The sequence below is a fragment of the Streptomyces sp. NPDC059866 genome, from assembly GCF_042731325.1.
In the GTDB taxonomy this organism is placed as follows: domain Bacteria; phylum Actinomycetota; class Actinomycetes; order Streptomycetales; family Streptomycetaceae; genus Streptomyces; species Streptomyces flavusporus.
In genome coordinates this window covers 65,418-82,152 of sequence record NZ_JBHWJT010000015.1, presented here as the reverse complement: position 1 = coordinate 82,152, position 16,735 = coordinate 65,418, and the positions used below count along the sequence as shown (strand labels likewise).

At 70.0% G+C, this 16,735-nt stretch carries 12 protein-coding genes and 1 riboswitch; of the genes, 3 read left to right on the top strand and 9 right to left on the bottom strand.

All coding sequences use genetic code 11. The features are described 5' to 3' along the window. Positions 1-7 precede the first annotated feature (7 nt). The 4 genes from ACFV7R_RS23495 to ACFV7R_RS23480 all read right to left on the bottom strand — a co-directional run bounded on the left by ACFV7R_RS23495 (position 8) and on the right by ACFV7R_RS23480 (position 4,404). Complete coding sequence (locus ACFV7R_RS23495) at positions 8-892, bottom strand: ABC transporter permease (protein ID WP_385266510.1); 885 nt, start codon at positions 890-892, stop codon at positions 8-10. Continuing rightward, positions 879-1,847, bottom strand: a complete 969-nt coding sequence (locus ACFV7R_RS23490; RefSeq protein ID WP_385266507.1) for an ABC transporter ATP-binding protein — start codon at positions 1,845-1,847, stop codon at positions 879-881. Before ACFV7R_RS23490 ends, ACFV7R_RS23495 begins: the two co-directional genes overlap by 14 nt. 56 nt (positions 1,848-1,903) lie before the next feature. Then, positions 1,904-3,109 carry an outer membrane lipoprotein carrier protein LolA gene (locus ACFV7R_RS23485; protein WP_385266504.1) on the bottom strand — a complete coding sequence of 402 codons (1,206 nt, stop codon included), beginning with the start codon at positions 3,107-3,109 and terminating at the stop codon, positions 1,904-1,906. A 284-nt stretch (positions 3,110-3,393) separates the two neighbouring features. Then, complete coding sequence (locus ACFV7R_RS23480) at positions 3,394-4,404, bottom strand: polyprenyl synthetase family protein (protein WP_385266502.1); 1,011 nt, start codon at positions 4,402-4,404, stop codon at positions 3,394-3,396. A 675-nt stretch (positions 4,405-5,079) separates the two neighbouring features. Next, a riboswitch (cyclic di-AMP (ydaO/yuaA leader) is annotated at positions 5,080-5,250 on the top strand. A gap of 5 nt (positions 5,251-5,255) precedes the next feature. On the opposite strand from ACFV7R_RS23480, the gene ACFV7R_RS23475 reads away from it, so the two are divergent. Then, positions 5,256-5,750, top strand: a complete 495-nt coding sequence (locus tag ACFV7R_RS23475; RefSeq protein ID WP_385266499.1) for a transglycosylase SLT domain-containing protein — start codon at positions 5,256-5,258, stop codon at positions 5,748-5,750. Between the two features lie 11 nt (positions 5,751-5,761). Here the strand turns inward: ACFV7R_RS23475 and ACFV7R_RS23470 are convergent, their stop codons facing one another. Continuing rightward, positions 5,762-6,646 (bottom strand): HAD family hydrolase, encoded by an 885-nt coding sequence (locus ACFV7R_RS23470; protein WP_385266496.1) that lies wholly within the window; start codon positions 6,644-6,646, stop codon positions 5,762-5,764. A 301-nt stretch (positions 6,647-6,947) separates the two neighbouring features. On the opposite strand from ACFV7R_RS23470, the gene fahA reads away from it, so the two are divergent. Together fahA and ACFV7R_RS23460 are read left to right on the top strand one after the other, a co-directional pair. Beyond that, positions 6,948-8,159 (top strand): fumarylacetoacetase, encoded by a 1,212-nt coding sequence (gene fahA, locus ACFV7R_RS23465; RefSeq protein WP_385266494.1) that lies wholly within the window; start codon positions 6,948-6,950, stop codon positions 8,157-8,159. A gap of 196 nt (positions 8,160-8,355) precedes the next feature. Then, positions 8,356-9,294, top strand: coding sequence for a M56 family metallopeptidase (locus ACFV7R_RS23460; protein ID WP_385266491.1), 939 nt, complete (start codon positions 8,356-8,358; stop codon positions 9,292-9,294). Between the two features lie 51 nt (positions 9,295-9,345). Here ACFV7R_RS23460 and recQ read toward each other — a convergent pair whose 3' ends face one another. The 4 genes from recQ to nuoL all read right to left on the bottom strand — a co-directional run bounded on the left by recQ (position 9,346) and on the right by nuoL (position 16,724). Continuing rightward, positions 9,346-11,367, bottom strand: a complete 2,022-nt coding sequence (gene recQ, locus ACFV7R_RS23455) for a DNA helicase RecQ (RefSeq protein WP_385266489.1) — start codon at positions 11,365-11,367, stop codon at positions 9,346-9,348. A 187-nt stretch (positions 11,368-11,554) separates the two neighbouring features. Beyond that, the gene (nuoN, locus tag ACFV7R_RS23450; protein ID WP_385266486.1) at positions 11,555-13,204 is read right to left on the bottom strand and encodes an NADH-quinone oxidoreductase subunit NuoN; all 1,650 of its coding nucleotides are present in this window, start codon (positions 13,202-13,204) and stop codon (positions 11,555-11,557) included. Beyond that, positions 13,201-14,772: an NADH-quinone oxidoreductase subunit M gene (locus tag ACFV7R_RS23445; RefSeq protein ID WP_385266483.1), complete on the bottom strand. Its 1,572-nt coding sequence runs from the start codon at positions 14,770-14,772 to the stop codon at positions 13,201-13,203. Before ACFV7R_RS23445 ends, nuoN begins: the two co-directional genes overlap by 4 nt. Before the next feature lie 5 nt (positions 14,773-14,777). After that, a complete protein-coding gene (gene nuoL / locus ACFV7R_RS23440) occupies positions 14,778-16,724 on the bottom strand; it encodes an NADH-quinone oxidoreductase subunit L (RefSeq protein WP_385266480.1) in 1,947 nt (648 codons plus the stop codon). Positions 16,725-16,735 lie beyond the last annotated feature (11 nt).

Here is a 16,735-nt window from a genome sequence, read left to right as displayed (position 1 = left end):
ACGAGGTCTACGCGGTGACGTCCTTCGTCGTGAACCGTGCCCAGGCCGCCGAGCCGAACACGGCCGCGTACAGGCCCTGGAGGCCGAGGTTGCGCACCAGGTCGTCCCAGTAGACCGGTTCGCGCATCAGGTCGGCGAAGGACAGCCAGTAGTGGGAGAAGAAGTACGGGTGGATCGCGCGCAGTTGGGGGATCTGGTCGAGGATCTGGACGGTGATCAGCAGCCCGACCGTCGTCGCCATCGCCGCGATGCCGCTGTTGGTCAGCGTCGAGACGAACAGCCCGAGCGCCGCGATCCCGATCAGTGACGCGGCGACGACCAGGGCGATCAGCAGGGCCCGGCCCAGCCCCTCGGCGAAGCTGATCCGCGTACCGGAGATGGTCGTCAGATCGCCGAGCGGGAAGAGCAGCGCGCCGACCGTCAGTGCCGAGACGGCGACGACGAGGGTGGCCGTCAGGCAGAAGGCCATCGTGGTCGCGTACTTGGTGAGCAGCAGGCGGGTACGGCCGGCGGGGGCAACCAGGAGGTAGCGCAGGGTTCCGGCGTTCGCCTCGCCGGCGATCGCGTCGCCCGCGACGACGCCGACGGCCATCGGCAGGAAGAACGGGAGGGTCGCGGCGAGGGCGGTGAAGACGAGGAACAGTCCGTTGTTGGTGATCTGCGTGATGAACGCCGGACCCCCGCCGCCCTCCGGACCGCCTGAGCCGCCCAGCGTCGAGCCGTCACTCGTCTCGATCTTCACGGCGATGCCGACCAGGACCGGGACGGCGGCGAGCACACCGAGCAGCGCGAGCGTGCGCCAGCGGCCGAAGGTGACGGCGAGTTCGCTGCGCAGCAGACCGAAGGTCCACAGCGGGCTGCGGCGGGAGCCGATGGCCTCAACCTGCGACATCGAAACCCTCCCCCGTCAGCGCCACGAACGCGTCCTCCAGGGAGGCCCGTTCCACCCCGAAGCCGCGGACCCGCACCCCCGCCGCCACCAACGCGGCGCTGAGGTCGGCGAGTTCCCCGTCCGGTGGCTCCCCGGTCACCCGGTCCTCGTCGACGATGACGTCCGCGACCCCGCGTTCCTTCAGCACCCGGGCCGCGTCGCCGGTGTCCGGTGTGGTCACCACCAGCCGACCCCTGATGCCCGCCGCCAGGTCCGTCACCGCACCCTGGGTGATCAGCCGGCCCTGCGCCATCACCGCGGCGTGCGTGCACACCTGCTCGATCTCGTCGAGGAGGTGGGAGGAGAGGAACACGGTGGTGCCCTCGGAGGCCAGCTCCCGGATCAGCGCCCGGATCTCCCGCATGCCCTGCGGGTCGAGCCCGTTGGTCGGTTCGTCGAGGACGAGCAGGCGCCTTGGCTGGAGCAGCGCGGCCGCGAGTCCGAGCCGCTGCTTCATGCCCAGGGAGTACGCCTTGGCCTTCTTGCCGGCGGCCGCCGCGAGCCCGACCCGGTCCAGCGCCGCGGCGACACGGGCCCGCCGGGTGCGGGGATCGGCGGCGGGGTCTGCGGAGTCGTAGCGCAGGAGGTTGTCGCGGCCGGAGAGGAAGCCGTACAGGGCCGGGCCCTCGATGAGGGCGCCCACGTGCGGGAGCACGGCGCGCGTGGCCCGGGGCATGGGCCGCCCCAGCACGTGCGCCGTGCCCGACGTGGGCTCGATCAGACCCATCAGCATGCGGATGGTGGTGGTCTTGCCGGAGCCGTTGGGGCCGAGGAAGCCGAAGACGCTGCCCGCCGGGACGGTCAGATCGAGCCCGTCGACGGCGAGCTGTCCGCCGCGGTAGCGCTTGGTCAGGGCGCGGGTGTGGATGACGCCGTCACCCGCGCCCTGCTCTGCCGTGGCGGACGGTTCGTCCATGGGCTCCCCCGATTCGTCGTGCGCGTACGGTACTTACCGCCCCTTCCGTACGGTACTCACTGCCCGGAGTCGGCCGCCTTCACCAGGGCGTCCTTGGTGACCGCGCCGACGTAGACCTTGCCGTCGTCCGTGATCAGGGCGTTGACCAGACGGGTCTTGAAGACCGTGCCGGAGCCGAACTTGCCCTTCACCTCGTCGCCGAGCGAGCCCAGGAAGCTGCCCATGTCGCCGCCGGCGGCGTCGGAGGGCATGCCGCCCTCTGCGCCGGTGTCGAGGACGGCGACGGAGTTCCAGCCCTCGCCGATGACGTTCAGTCCGTCGAGGCCCTTGCCGAGGTCCTCCGCGGACTTCCGCTCGTGCTCCGGCGCCGCCTCCAGGCTGTCGCCCTCGGTCACCTTCGCACCCTTGGGCGGGGTGAAGTCGAAGGTCGACGCGGCCGGCTTGGCGAAGCTGACCTGGGTGAAGCCCGCGTCCACCACGGCGGCACCGCCGCTCGCCGGGGTCAGCGTGAACTTCAGCGGCAGGCCGGTCTCCGCATCCACCGCCACACTGATCGCGCCCACCGTGGAACCGGACTGCTTCGGCTCGATGAGCAGCTTGTACGCGTCGCGGCCGGCCACCTGCGCGGTGCCGTCGACGGTCACGGACGTCGTGTCGTCCACCGCCTTCAGGGCCTCCTCGGTGAGGTCCTTGGGCGTGGCCGGCACCTCCTCGGACGCCTTGCCGTCCGCGGCCTCGGTGGCAGTGCCGTGGTAGACCTCGTTGGACGCGCTGTCGTAGCCCCACACGTCCTTGCCGTTGTGGATCAGGCTGTATTCGGCGGCGTTCTCCAGCAGCGACAGCTTCTGCCGGTCCGGGCCGTCGGCGGCGACGCGCAGCGTGTGCGTGCCGGATGCCAGCTCGGTCAGCTTGGCCGACGGGTCGGCCGCGGAGCCCTCGCCCTCCGAGGGGGTCGCGCCGGACGTCAGCCCGCTCTCCAGGCCGCCCAGGTCGGGCAGTCCCAGATCGGTGCTGATCTTCACCGTGCCGGACAGCTGCTGCACGTCCGACTCGGCGATCTTCTCGATGAGTTGCTGTGCGGTGATCTCCGGCAGGTCGGGGCTGCCGGAGTCGGCGATCGCGGGGACGAGCCCGATGGTCCCCGCAGCCACCCCCAGGACCGCCGCCGGGACGACGTACCGCGCGGCCTTGCGCCGCCGCGCCGCGCGCAGTTCTTCGGCCTGCGCCGCGGTCGTGCTGTCGTCGGATTCGTACGGTGCCATGTGTGCCTTACCTCCGTCGTAGGCGGCGGCTGTCCGTCACTTCGCGTCCTCGCACTCGTCCACCCTGAGCCGCCATTCTCACCCGAATCGGTGAGGAGTGGTGTGTTCCGTGGTCTCCATCTGACCAAACCGGATGCGAAGAAGCGTCAGACCGCGGGCTCAACTCCGCGTACTGCTGCGGTATGACACAAGCAGGCGGCGCCTCCGCCGACCCGTAGGGGTCGTAGGGAGGCGCCGCCTCGATGCCGGGTCCCGGGGATGTCCCCCGGGGGGGGGGGCGTGTCCTAACCCGCGCGGTGCACCACCGCGTCGCACAGTTCGATGAGCGCCGCCTTGGCCTCGCACTCCCGCAGCGGTGCAAGCGCCGACCGCGCCTCCTCCGCGTACCGCACGGTGTCCCGTCGCGCCTGCTCCAGCGCGGGGTGCGCGCGCAGCGCGGCCAGCGCCTGCGCATGCCGGGCGTCGTCCGTCAGGTCGGAGTCCAGCAGCTCGCACAGGGCGATGTCCTCGGCCGTCCCCAGTCGGGCCGCGCGCTCGCGCAGCCGCAGCACGGGCAGGGTCGCGATGCCCTCCCGCAGATCCGTCCCCGGCGTCTTCCCGGACTCGTGGGAGTCGGACGCGATGTCCAGCACGTCGTCGGCGAGCTGGAAGGCGACGCCCAGCCGTTCGCCGTACTGCGTCAGGACGTTCACGAGCGACTCGTCGGCGCCCGACATCATCGCGCCGAAGCGGCACGAGACCGCCACCAGCGACCCCGTCTTGCCGGCCAGTACGTCCAGGTAGTGCTCGACCGGGTCGCGCCCGTCCGACGGCCCGGCCGTCTCCAGGATCTGACCGGTGACGAGCCGTTCGAACGCCTCCGCCTGTACCCGCACCGCCTCCGGCCCGAGGTCTGCCAGGATGTGCGAGGCACGGGCGAAGAGGAAGTCGCCGGTGAGGACCGCGACCGAGTTGCCCCAGCGGGCGTTCGCGCTCGGTACCCCGCGCCGTACCTCCGCCTCGTCCATCACGTCGTCGTGGTACAGCGTCGCGAGGTGGGTCAGCTCCACGACCACGGCCGAGGGCACGACCCCGGGCGCGTACGGGTCACCGAACTGCGCGGCGAGCATCACCAGCAGCGGGCGGAACCGCTTGCCTCCGGCCCGCACCAGGTGCTGCGCGGCCTCCGTGATGAACGGGACCTCGCTCTTGGTTGCTTCGAGCAACCCTTCCTCGACAGCCGCCAATCCGGCCTGGACATCGGCTTCCAGAGCCTGGTCCCGCACGCTCAGCCCGAACGGCCCGACGACGGTCACGAGGGGTCTCCTGTCTGCTGGTGTCTACCGGCGGTTACGCGGTTTGTCGATACGTCGCTGCTTCACTCAAGTCAGCGTATCCGGTCACGTTTCGATCACCGAGGGCGCCCGGGGTTACAGGCCGGGCTGTATCGGATCACGAGCGGTATGTTTTCGATCAGTTGATACGAGCAGTTATTTACCGACTTAATACGAATGAGTGAGCTTTGTCCCGTATTGTCCCAGCTGCTCCGCCTCACCTCCGACCATTCGGGTGACCTCGACGCACATCCGTACACTCCTGCACCCCTCCCCGTGAGGTGACTCTGACCTCCAATGGGGTGATTTGCACAGAAGGCGGAGAGACTCCCTTCCGCCGCACTTGGGAGAAGCGCACCCCATGCACAGCTGATTGATGGGCACTTGAGCCTATTGCCCGATTTGACACTCTTGCGCCCCGCGCGTGACGTGACTCACCTTCACCTGCCGACAGGTTTCAACAGTCGGCGACCATCCGGCTTTTCCCGCTTGCAAGTTGAGCCTTGGCACACGCAAAGGCTCAAGCTGACAAAACACCCCAGACAAAGATCAAACAGCATGTTGCATGAACCAGCCACTTGTTTCCGACATGTGCTCTCGCATACGTTCCGGGCCAGTCGGGCGGACGCCGAATCCTGCCGCCGCCCGGTACCACCGATGACGAGACCACTCACGCACGGCAGGAGCGGGGGACCCAGGTAAGTCGCCGGGCCGGACGTCGTACGACGCACCGGAACGGCTTGGGGTGAAGTTGCGCTCGCAAGGGCGCGGCCGGGCACCTCCCAGCCCGAACCCGACAGCTCACCTCGCAGGCGAAGGAGAGGAACAGCCCCATGCCTGCAAACGGTCAGCTCCGCACCCGCACCCCCCGCATAGCCCGCATGGCCCGCAAGCTCACGGTCGCCGGCACCGGCGCGGCCGTGCTCGCCCTGCCGCTCATCGGTGCGAGCACCGCATCGGCCGCCACCCCCACCGCGGTGACCGCGAAGACCGCCACCACGGCGTACTCCGACAACCTCGACGGCTGGATCCGCGAGTCGCTCGCCATCATGGCGAAGCACGGAATCCCGGGCTCCTACAACGGCATCTACCGCAACGTCATGCGCGAGTCGTCCGGCAACCCGGCCGCCATCAACAACTGGGACTCCAACGCGGCCAAGGGCACCCCGTCCAAGGGCCTGCTCCAGGTCATCGACCCGACCTTCGCCGCGTACCACGTGCCCGGCACGGCCTACGACCCGTTCGACCCGGTCGCCAACATCACCGCCGCCTGCAACTACGCAGCCGACCGCTACGGCTCGATCGACAACGTCTTCGGCGCCTACTGAGCCCTTCGCGCCTACTGAACCTTCGTACCCACCGAGGGCCTGCGCCCGCCGAGCCGCTGCGGGCGCCGGTCCTCGGTGAGGAGCCGTTCGAGGACGACGGCGACGCCGTCGTCCTCGTTCGAGAGAGTGATCTCGTCGGACACCGCCTTCAGTTCGGGGTGCGCGTTGGCCATGGCGACGCCGTGGGCGGCCCAGTCGAACATCGGGATGTCGTTGGGCATGTCCCCGAAGGCGATGGTGTCCTCGGGGCGCAGCCCCAGATGCCGGGCCGCCAGCGCCAGCCCCGTCGCCTTGGTGATGCCGGACGGCTGAAGCTCGACCGTCCCGGGCCCCGACATGGTGACCGTCGCGAGCGAACCCACCACCGAGCGGGCCACCGACGCCAACTCGTCGTCGGAGAGGGTGGGATGGCGCAGCAGCACCTTGCTGATGGGCTCGCACCACAGGTCGTCACGCCGGCCGACCCGCACCGCCGGCAACGTCGGGTGCGGCATCCGATACCCCGGTTCGATGAGCGTCAGGCCGTCGACGCCGTCCTGGTCGACGGCCGCGTACACCGTGCCCACCTCCGCCTCGATCTTGCCGAGCGCGGTCTCGGCCAGTTCCCGGTCCAGGGTGACCGACCACAGCAGACGGTCCACGCCGGCGTCGTACAACTGCGCGCCCTGCCCGCACACCGCGAGCCCCCCGCCGCCCAGGAACTTCAGCAGCGGCCGCACCCTGGGCGCCGGCCGTCCCGTCACCACCAGATGCCGGGCACCGGCCGCCGAGACCCGCGCGAGCGCGGTGAGCGACCGGTCGGAGACCGTGTCGTCGCCGCGCAGCAGCGTTCCGTCCAGGTCGGTGGCGATGAGGGCGTACGCGGTGCGCTCGGCATATGCGATGGGTGCGGCCATGATCAGAGAATACGGACACCGCGCCCACGCCGTTCACCCCCAACTCCCTTCCACCTCTCCACATTTCAGCGGTCCGGCTCCTCGGTGCCGGCCGCGGCCGGGCGAAGGCGCGGCGCGGACAGTGGGTCACGGACGGCAGGACACGGACAGCGGGACGAGGCCGCGGGACGTATACGACCCCCTCATTCCTGACATTACGGACTCTTCGCGCGCTTAAGTCACTGCCCAAGACGGCCGCCGCAGCCGTAACGTGTGCCGCGAACCGCATGGACCGTACGTACGAAAGTGAGGCAGCACCCCAATGCCCCCCTTCGATGTCCCCGAGGGCGACCCCTTCGGTCCGCACAACCTTCCGTACGGCGTTTTCTCACCCGCCGGGTCCACCGAACGCACCGTCGGCGTCCGCCTCGGCGACCACGTCCTCGACGCCGGCGCGGCGGCGCTGGCGCTCGGCTCCCCCTACGCCGCCCTGCTGGCCCGGCCCACCCTGAACCCACTGCTCGCCGCCGGCCGCACCGCCTGGTCGGACGTCCGGCGGGCGCTGACCGCCTGGGTGACGGTGCCGTCCCACCGCGAAACCCTCGCGCCTCTGATGCACCCCCTCTCCTCGGTGACCCTGCACCTGCCCTTCGAGGTCGCGGACTACGTCGACTTCTACGCCTCAGAGAACCACGCCCGGAACGTCGGCCAGATCTTCCGCCCCGACGCCGCCGACTCACTCACCCCCAACTGGAAGCATCTGCCGATCGGTTACCACGGCCGCTCCGGCACGGTCGTCGTCTCCGGCACGGATGTCATCCGCCCCTCCGGCCAGCGCAAGGCCCCGACCGACCCCGCGCCCGTCTTCGGGCCGTCCGTCCGCCTGGACATCGAGGCGGAGGTCGGCTTCGTCGTCGGCACCCCGTCCCCGCTGGGCCGACCCGTTCCGCTGGCCGGCTTCCGCGACCACGTCTTCGGCCTGTGCCTCCTCAACGACTGGTCCGCGCGCGACATCCAGGCCTGGGAGTACGTCCCCCTCGGCCCCTTCCTCGGCAAGTCCTTCGCCACGTCGGTGTCGGCCTGGATCACCCCGCTGGACGCGCTGGACGAGGCACGGGTGGCCCCACCGCAGCGCACCCACCCCCTCCTCCCGTACCTGGACGACACGGACGACGAACCCGGCGGCTACGACCTGCGCATCACCGTCGCTCTCAACGGTCACGTCATCTCGGAACCCCCCTTCTCCACCATGTACTGGACGGCCGCCCAGCAACTCGCCCACATGACCGTCAACGGCGCATCCCTGCGCGCCGGCGACCTGTACGGCTCGGGCACGGTGAGCGGCCCGACCGAACGCGAACGCGGCTCCCTCCTCGAACTGACCTGGAACGGCCGGAACCCACTCGAACTCCCCGACGGCAAGCGGACGTTCCTGGAGGACGGGGATGTCGTGACACTGTCGGCCTGGGCACCGGGGGCCGGCGGGGTCCGGGTGGGGTTGGGGGAGGTGAGCGGGAGGGTTGTCGCGAGCTGAGCTGCGGGGTGGCGCGAGGTGAGCTTTTCGGGCAAGCGCCGGTCCGGGCGCTGACTCCAGGTGCCCGGCGCCGTCATACTGGCGGTGGGTGGTGTGCGCGAGGCGGGACGCGGGACGCGGTCGGCAGGCGCGGCCGCTGCCCCCACCGCACGACCCGAGCCGCCCTCACTCCCGACCAGGATCCGGAGCCCGTGGCATGACTGTCTGCCTGCTCCTGCTGAGCGTCGTCGCCCTGACGGCCGCTGTACCGGCCCCCCGTGCGCTGACCCGGGCCGCGTGGCCCGAACGGGAGCCCGTGGTCGGGCTGTGGGTATGGCAGTGCCTGGTCGCCACCGTCCTGCTGTGCTGTCTGGCCGCCCTCCTCCTGGGTGCGGCCGCCGTCTTCCAGACCGTCCGCGACCAGGTCTTCGCCCCCGCAGCGCCCCATGTCACCGCGGCGTACGACCTCTCCGCCGCGCCTCCCTGGGCCGCTGCGCTCACCCTGCTGCTGGCCTGCGGTGCCGCCTGGACCACCGCGATGCTCACCCGGGAGCTGGTCGAGGCCCGGCGGCGCCGCACCCAGGCCCGCGCCCATCTGCGCGAACGCGCCCCTGACCTGCCCGCCGGCCTCCCGGCCGCCCGCGGCCCGCTGCTCGTCCTGGAGGACGAGTACCCCGATGCCTGGTGGCTGCCGGGCCACCCGCCCCAGCTGGTCGTCACCACCGGAGCCCTGCACCGTCTCACCGACCACCAGTTGGACGCCGTCCTCACCCACGAACGCGGACACGCCCGCGCCCACCACGACTGGCTGCTGCACCTGTCGACCGCCCTTGCCACCGGCTTCCCCCGTGTCCCACTGTTCGCCCACTTCTGCGACCAGACCCGCCGCCTGGTCGAACTCGCCGCCGACGACACCGCCTCCCGCCGCTGCGGCCACCTCACCACCGCTCTGGCGCTGATCGAGCTGAACCAGCACCGCGGAGTCCTGTCCTGCGCCTCCAGCCACCGCCTCCTCGGCGAACGCGTAGACCGCCTCCTGCAACCTCCGCCCCGCCTTGGCCGCCGCCACCGTGCCCTGACGACCACGGTGGCCGCCCTGGTCCCCCTGGTACCGCTCCTGATCACGTTCGCCCCGGGCCTGACGGCGTTGGGGTAAGGGCGCAGGAGGGACTGCGGAGGCACCCCGAGCCCCTGTCCAGCGGTCCGCCTATATCCAGTCGTCCGGCTCCGGCCCCTCGGGCGGCTCCGGCCAGTCGTCCGGCCCGCCCTGATCGGCCGCGGTTCTCGGAACCGGCGGTGCACCTGCGTCGGCCTGCCCGGCCGGGGCACCGGGCGGCCCCTCCAGGGAGGCGAGCACCCCGAGAACGCCCTCCCCGTACGTCGCCAGCTTCTTCTCACCAACCCCGCTGATGCCTCCGAGCTCGGCGATCGACGTCGGCCACGCCGTGGCGATCTCCCGAAGCGTGGCGTCGTGGAAGATGACGTACGCCGGGACGCCCTGCTCCCGGGCCTGTTCTGCGCGCCAGGCGCGCAGGGCCTCGAAGGCCGGCAGCAGTTCCTCGGGCAGCTCGGCGGCCGCAACCTTGGGCTTGCCCACGCCGCGCCCCGACGAAGACGCCGACGCCGACGCCGACCGCGAGGTCACCGGCTTCTTCGGCTCCTTGCGCAGCGGCACCTCCCGCTCCCGCCGCAGCACCGAACCGCTGGACTCGGTCAGCACCAGCGTGCCGTACTCCCCCTCGACCGCGAGCAGCCCCTGCGCCAGCAACTGCCGGATGACGCCCCGCCATTCGCCCTCGGCCAGCTCCTCACCGATGCCGAACACGGAGAGCTGATCGTGGTCGAACTGGATGACCTTGCCGGTGCGCTTCCCCAGCAGGATGTCGACGATCTGCACCGCGCCGAACTTCTGCCTCCGCTCCCGCTGCAACCGCACCACCGTCGACAGCACCTTCTGCGCCGCGATGGTGCCGTCCCAGGTCTCGGGCGGAGTGAGGCAGGTGTCGCAGTTGCCGCAGCCCGCCGGATCCGGGTCCTGGCCGAAGTAGGCGAGCAGTTGGCCGCGGCGGCACTGGGCGGTCTCGCACAGCGCGAGCATCGCGTCCAGGTGCGCGGCGGCCCGGCGCCGGAACGCCTCGTCGCCCTCGCCCGACTGGATCAGCTTGCGCTGCTGTATGACGTCGTTGAGTCCGTACGCCATCCACGCCGTCGACGGCAGACCGTCACGTCCCGCGCGGCCGGTCTCCTGGTAGTACCCCTCGACCGACTTGGGCAGATCCAGGTGGGCGACGAACCGCACATCCGGCTTGTCGATGCCCATCCCGAAGGCGATGGTCGCCACCACGACGAGGCCCTCCTCCCGCAGGAAGCGGGACTGGTGCGCCGCGCGCGTGCCCGCGTCCAGGCCCGCGTGGTACGGCACCGCCTCGATGCCGTTTCGGGTGAGGAACTCGGCCGTCTTCTCCACCGAGTTGCGCGAGAGGCAGTAGACGATGCCCGCATCGCCGGCGTGCTCCTCACGCAGGAGGCTCAGCAGCTGTTTCTTGGGGTCCGCCTTCGGCACGATCCGGTACTGGATGTTGGGCCGGTCGAAGCTCGCCACGAAGTGCCGGGCCGTCGGCATGTTCAGCCGCTGGGTGATCTCCTGGTGCGTCGCATGCGTGGCCGTCGCCGTGAGCGCGATGCGCGGCACGTCGGGCCAGCGCTCGCCGAGCAGCGACAGCGCCAGATAGTCGGGGCGGAAGTCGTGGCCCCACTGCGACACGCAGTGCGCCTCGTCGATCGCGAAGACGGAGATCTTGCCGCGCGAGAGCAGATCCAGCGTGGGCTCAAGACGCAGTCGCTCCGGCGCCAGGTAGAGCAGATCGAGCTCACCGGCCAGGAACTCGGCCTCCACCACCCGGCGCTCGTCGAAGTCCTGCGTGGAGTTCATGAACCCGGCTCGCACGCCCAGCGCCCGCAGCGCGTCCACCTGGTCCTGCATCAACGCGATCAGCGGGGAGACGACGATGCCCGTACCCGGTCTGACCAGGGCCGGGATCTGATAGCAGAGCGACTTGCCGCCACCGGTCGGCATCAGCACGACGGCGTCACCGCCGGCCACGACATGCTCGATGACCGCTTCCTGCTCACCGCGGAAGGCCTCGTACCCGAAGACCCTGTGGAGCGCTGCCAGCGCCTCGCTCTCGGCTACCGCCGCCATTCCACCGATCCCGCCTGTCCCACCCATCGCCGTGCCCCCGTACGTCGCATCTCGACCACTGCGTCCACGATAGGCGTCCGGACTGACAGCGTCGGAGTTATCCACAGGCTTGCCCCATCGAGCCGGTTCCAGAAGCCACCCGAAACACACGGCGGCCCGGCTTCCCACCACCGGGAGCCGGGCCGCCGCCGTACCGACAACAGCAAGCGCCGCGTCAGCGCACAAACACCCCCGCATCCCCCGCCAGCTCCAGGAAGTACTGCGGCGCCACACCCAGCACCAGCGTCACCGCAACCCCCACCCCGATCGCCGTCATCGTCAGCGGCGACGGCACCGCGACCGTCGGCCCTTCGGGGCGCGGCTCGCTGAAGAACATCAGCACGATGACCCGGATGTAGAAGAACGCGGCGATCGCCGACGAGATCACACCGATCACCACCAGCGGGGCCGCCCCGCCCTCCGCCGCCGCCTTGAACACGGCGAACTTCCCGGCGAAGCCGGAGGTCAGCGGAATGCCCGCGAAAGCGAGCAGGAACACCGCGAACACGGCCGCGACCAGCGGCGAACGGCGGCCGAGACCGGCCCACTTGGACAGGTGCGTCGCCTCACCTCCGGCGTCACGCACCAGCGTCACCACCGCGAACGCGCCGATCGTCACGAACGAGTACGCCGCCAGGTAGAAGAGGACCGACGAGATCCCGTCCGGACTCGTTGCGACGACACCGGCCAGGATGAAGCCGGCGTGCGCGATCGACGAGTACGCCAGCAGTCGCTTGATGTCGGTCTGCGTGATCGCGACGATCGCACCGCCCAGCATGGTGACGATCGCGACGCCCCACATCACCGGCCGCCAGTCCCAGCGCAGCCCCGGCAGCACGACGTACAGGATCCGCAGCAGCGCGCCGAACGCGGCCACCTTGGTCGCCGCCGCCATGAAGCCGGTCACCGGCGTCGGCGCCCCCTGGTACACATCCGGCGTCCACATGTGGAACGGGACAGCGCCCACCTTGAACAGCAGCCCCATGACGATCAGCGCGGCGCCGAGCAGGAGCAGCACGTCGTTGCCCATGGTGTCCGCGAGCGCCGGTGTGACGTCGGTGATGGTGCCGTCGACGACCCGGGCGATCGTCGCGTACGACATCGAGCCGGAGTAGCCGTACAGCATCGCGATGCCGAACAGCGTGAACGCGGAGGCGAACGCGCCGAGCAGGAAGTACTTGACCGCGGCCTCCTGCGACATCAGCCGCTTGCGACGGGCCAGCGCGCACATCAGGTACAGCGGCAGCGAGAAGACCTCCAGGGCCACGAACAGCGTCAGCAGGTCGTTGGCCGCGGGGAAGAGCAGCATGCCGGCGACCGCGAAGAGCAGCAGCGGGAAGACCTCGGTCGTGGTGAAACCGGCCTTCACCGCGGCCTTCTCGCTGTCGCTGCCGGGCACGGAGGCCGCCTGCGCGGCGAAGGAGTCGACCCGGTTGCCGTGGGCGGCCGGGTCCAGTCGCCGTTCGGCGAAGGTGAACAGGGCGACCAGCGCGGCCAGCAGGATCGTGCCCTGCAGGAACAGGGCCGGCCCGTCGACCGCGATCGCGCCCATGGCCGCGATGCGCGCCTTGGTGGTGCCGTATCCGTCCGCCGCCAGGGCGACGGCCGCGGCGAACGCGGCGGCGAGGCCGACGACGGACACGAACATCTGGGCGTGATAACGGGATTTGCGCGGTACGAACGCCTCGACCAGCACCCCGACGATCGCCGCGCCGATGACGATCAGCATGGGCGACAGTTGTGCGTACTCGATCTTCGGCGCGTCGATCTTGCCGATGGGATCGGCCGCGGTTGTCCACAGGCTGTGGACGGCTGCTGCGCTCACTTGGCCGCCTCCACCTCGGGCTGAGGGTCTGTCTTCTGTACGTCGGACATGGTGTGCTGGACCGCCGGGTTGACGATGTCCGTGACGGGCTTCGGGTAGACGCCCAGGAAGATCAACAGTGCGACCAGCGGGGCGACCACCACGAGCTCACGCACCCTGAGGTCCGGCATCGCGGAGACCTCCGGCTTCACCGGGCCCGTCATCGTCCGCTGGTAGAGGACGAGGGTGTAGAGCGCGGCGAGGACGATGCCGAAGGTGGCGATGATGCCGATCGCCGGGTAGCGCGCGAACGTACCGACGAGTACCAGGAACTCACTCACGAACGGCGCGAGTCCGGGCAACGACAGCGTCGCGAGGCCGCCGATCAGGAAGGTGCCGGCGAGCACCGGGGCGACCTTCTGCACTCCTCCGTAGTCGGCGATGAGCCGCGAGCCGCGGCGCGAGATCAGGAATCCGGCCACCAGCATCAGCGCCGCCGTCGAGATTCCGTGGTTGACCATGTACAGCGTCGCGCCCGACTGGCCCTGGCTGGTCATCGCGAAGATGCCCATGATGATGAAGCCGAAGTGCGAGATCGACGCGTACGCCACCAGCCGCTTGATGTCCCGCTGGCCGACCGCGAGCAGCGCCCCGTAGATGATGCTGATCAGGGCGAGGACGAGGATGACCGGTGTCGCCCACTTCGACGCCTCCGGGAACAGCTGGAGGCAGAAGCGGAGCATCGCGAAGGTGCCCACCTTGTCGACGACCGCGGTGATCAACACCGCGACCGGGGCGGTGGCTTCCCCCATCGCGTTCGGCAGCCAGGTGTGCAGCGGCCACAGCGGTGCCTTCACCGCGAAGGCGAAGAAGAAGCCCAGGAACAGCCAGCGTTCGGTGCTGGTCGCCATGTCCAGCGAGCCGTTGGCCCGTGCCGCGGCGATCTCCTGGAGCGAGAAGTTCCCGGCGACCACATAGAGGCCGATCACCGCGGCCAGCATGATCAGACCGCCGGCCAGGTTGTAGAGCAGGAACTTCACGGCCGCGTACGACCGTTGTGTCGACGCCACCTGTTCGCCGTGCTCGTGGGCACGGTCCCCGAAGCCGCCGATGAGGAAGTACATCGGGATCAGCATGGCTTCGAAGAAGATGTAGAAGAGGAAGACGTCGGTGGCCTCGAAGGAGAGGATCACCATCGCCTCGACGGCCAGGATCAGGGCGAAGAAGCCCTGTGTCGGCCGCCACCGCCTGCTTCCGGTCTCCAAGGGGTCGGCGTCGTGCCAGCCCGCGAGGATGATGAACGGGATCAGCAGCGCCGTGAGCGCGATGAGCGCCACCGCGATGCCGTCCACGCCCAGCTCGTATCTCACCCCGAAGTCCGCGATCCAGGCGTGGGATTCGGTGAGCTGGTAGCGGTCGCCGTCCGGGTCGAAGCGGACCAGGACCGCGATGGCGAGGGCGAGGGTGGCGAGCGAGACGAGCAGCGCCAGCCACTTGGCGGCGGTGCGCCGCGCGGCCGGTACCGCGGCCGTGGCGATCGCCCCGATGGCCGGGAGCGCCGCCGTCGCTGTCAGCAGAGGAAAGGACATCGGTATCAGACCGCCCTCATCAGCAGGGTCGCGGCGACGATGAGCGCCGCGCCGCCGAACATCGAGACCGCGTAACTGCGCGCGAAGCCGTTCTGCAGTCGGCGCATCCGTCCGGACAGGCCGCCGACCGAGGCCGCCGTGCCGTTGACGACTCCGTCGACCAGGGTGTGGTCGACGTACACCAGGGAGCGCGTGAGGTGCTCGCCGCCGCGGACCAGGACGACGTGGTTGAAGTCGTCCTGGAGCAGGTCGCGCCGGGCTGCCCGGGTGAGCAGCGACCCGCGCGGGGCGACGACCGGGACCGGGCGGCGGCCGTACTGCGCGTACGCGATGCCGACGCCGATCACCATCACAGCCACCGTGGACAGCGTGACCGTGAGGGCGCTGACCGGCGGGTGCCCGTGGTCATGGCCGGTGACCGGCTCCAGCCAGTGCACGAAGCGGTCACCGATGCTGAAGAAGGCGCCGCCGAAGACCGACCCGACGGCCAGCAGGATCATCGGGATCGTCATGACCTTGGGCGACTCGTGCGGGTGCGGCTCCGCGTGCTCGCCGCGCGTTTCGGCGGCGGGCTCCACGCTGGGCTCGGCCGGGGACGGAGTCGGGGCGTGCCGCCAGCGCTCCTCGCCGAAGAACGTCAGCAGCATCACGCGCGTCATGTAGTACGCCGTGATGGCCGCGCCGAGCAGGGCGCATCCGCCGAGGATCCAGCCCTCGGTACCGCCCTTGGCGAACGCCGCCTCGATGATCTTGTCCTTGGAGAAGAAGCCGGACAGACCGGGGAAGCCGATGATCGCGAGGTAGCCGAGGCCGAAGGTGACGAAGGTGATCGGCATGTACTTGCGCAGGCCGCCGTACTTGCGCATGTCGACCTCGTCGTTCATGCCGTGCATCACCGAACCGGCGCCGAGGAACAGCCCGGCCTTGAAGAAGCCGTGCGTCACCAGGTGCATGATCGCGAAGATGTAGCCGATGGGGCCGAGGCCCGCGGCGAGGATCATGTAGCCGATCTGCGACATGGTCGAGCCGGCCAACGCCTTCTTGATGTCGTCCTTCGCGCAACCGACGATCGCACCGAAGAGGAGCGTGACCGCACCGACGATGGTGACCACGAGCTGGGCGTCGGGCGCGGCGTTGAAGATCGCTCCGGAGCGGACGATCAGGTACACGCCCGCCGTCACCATCGTCGCGGCGTGGATGAGGGCCGAGACGGGGGTCGGGCCCTCCATCGCGTCCCCGAGCCAGGACTGGAGCGGTACCTGGGCGGACTTGCCGCAGGCGGCGAGCAGCAGCATCAGGCCGATGGCGGTGAGCGTGCCCTCGGAGGTGTCCCCCACGCCGTCGAGCACCGGCCCGAAGGCGAAGGTACCGAAGGTGGTGAACATGATCATGATCGCGATCGACAGGCCCATGTCTCCGACGCGGTTGACCAGGAAGGCCTTCTTCGCGGCGGTCGCGGCGCTGGGCTTGTGCTGCCAGAAGCCGATCAGCAGGTAGGAGGCGAGGCCGACGCCCTCCCAGCCGACGTACAGCAGCAGGTAGTTGTCGGCAAGGACGAGCAGCAGCATCGCCGCCAGGAACAGGTTCAGGTAGCCGAAGAAGCGGCGGCGCCGCTCGTCGTGCTCCATGTACCCGACCGAATAGAGGTGGATCAGCGAGCCGACACCAGTGATCAGCAGGACGAACGTCATCGACAGCTGGTCGAGCTGGAAGGCCACGTCGGCCTGGAAGCCCTCGACCGGGATCCAGCTGAACAGGTGCTGCGTGAGCGTCCGGTGCTCGGCGTCCTTGCCCAGCAGGTCGGCGAAGAGGACGACGCCGAGGACGAAGGAGACGGCCGCGAGCACCGTGCCGATCCAGTGGCCGACGGCATCGAGCCGCCGGCCACCGCACAGCAGGACGGCCGCTCCGAGCAGGGGCGCCGCGATCAGCAGCGCAATCAGGTTCTCCACGATTCTTCCGA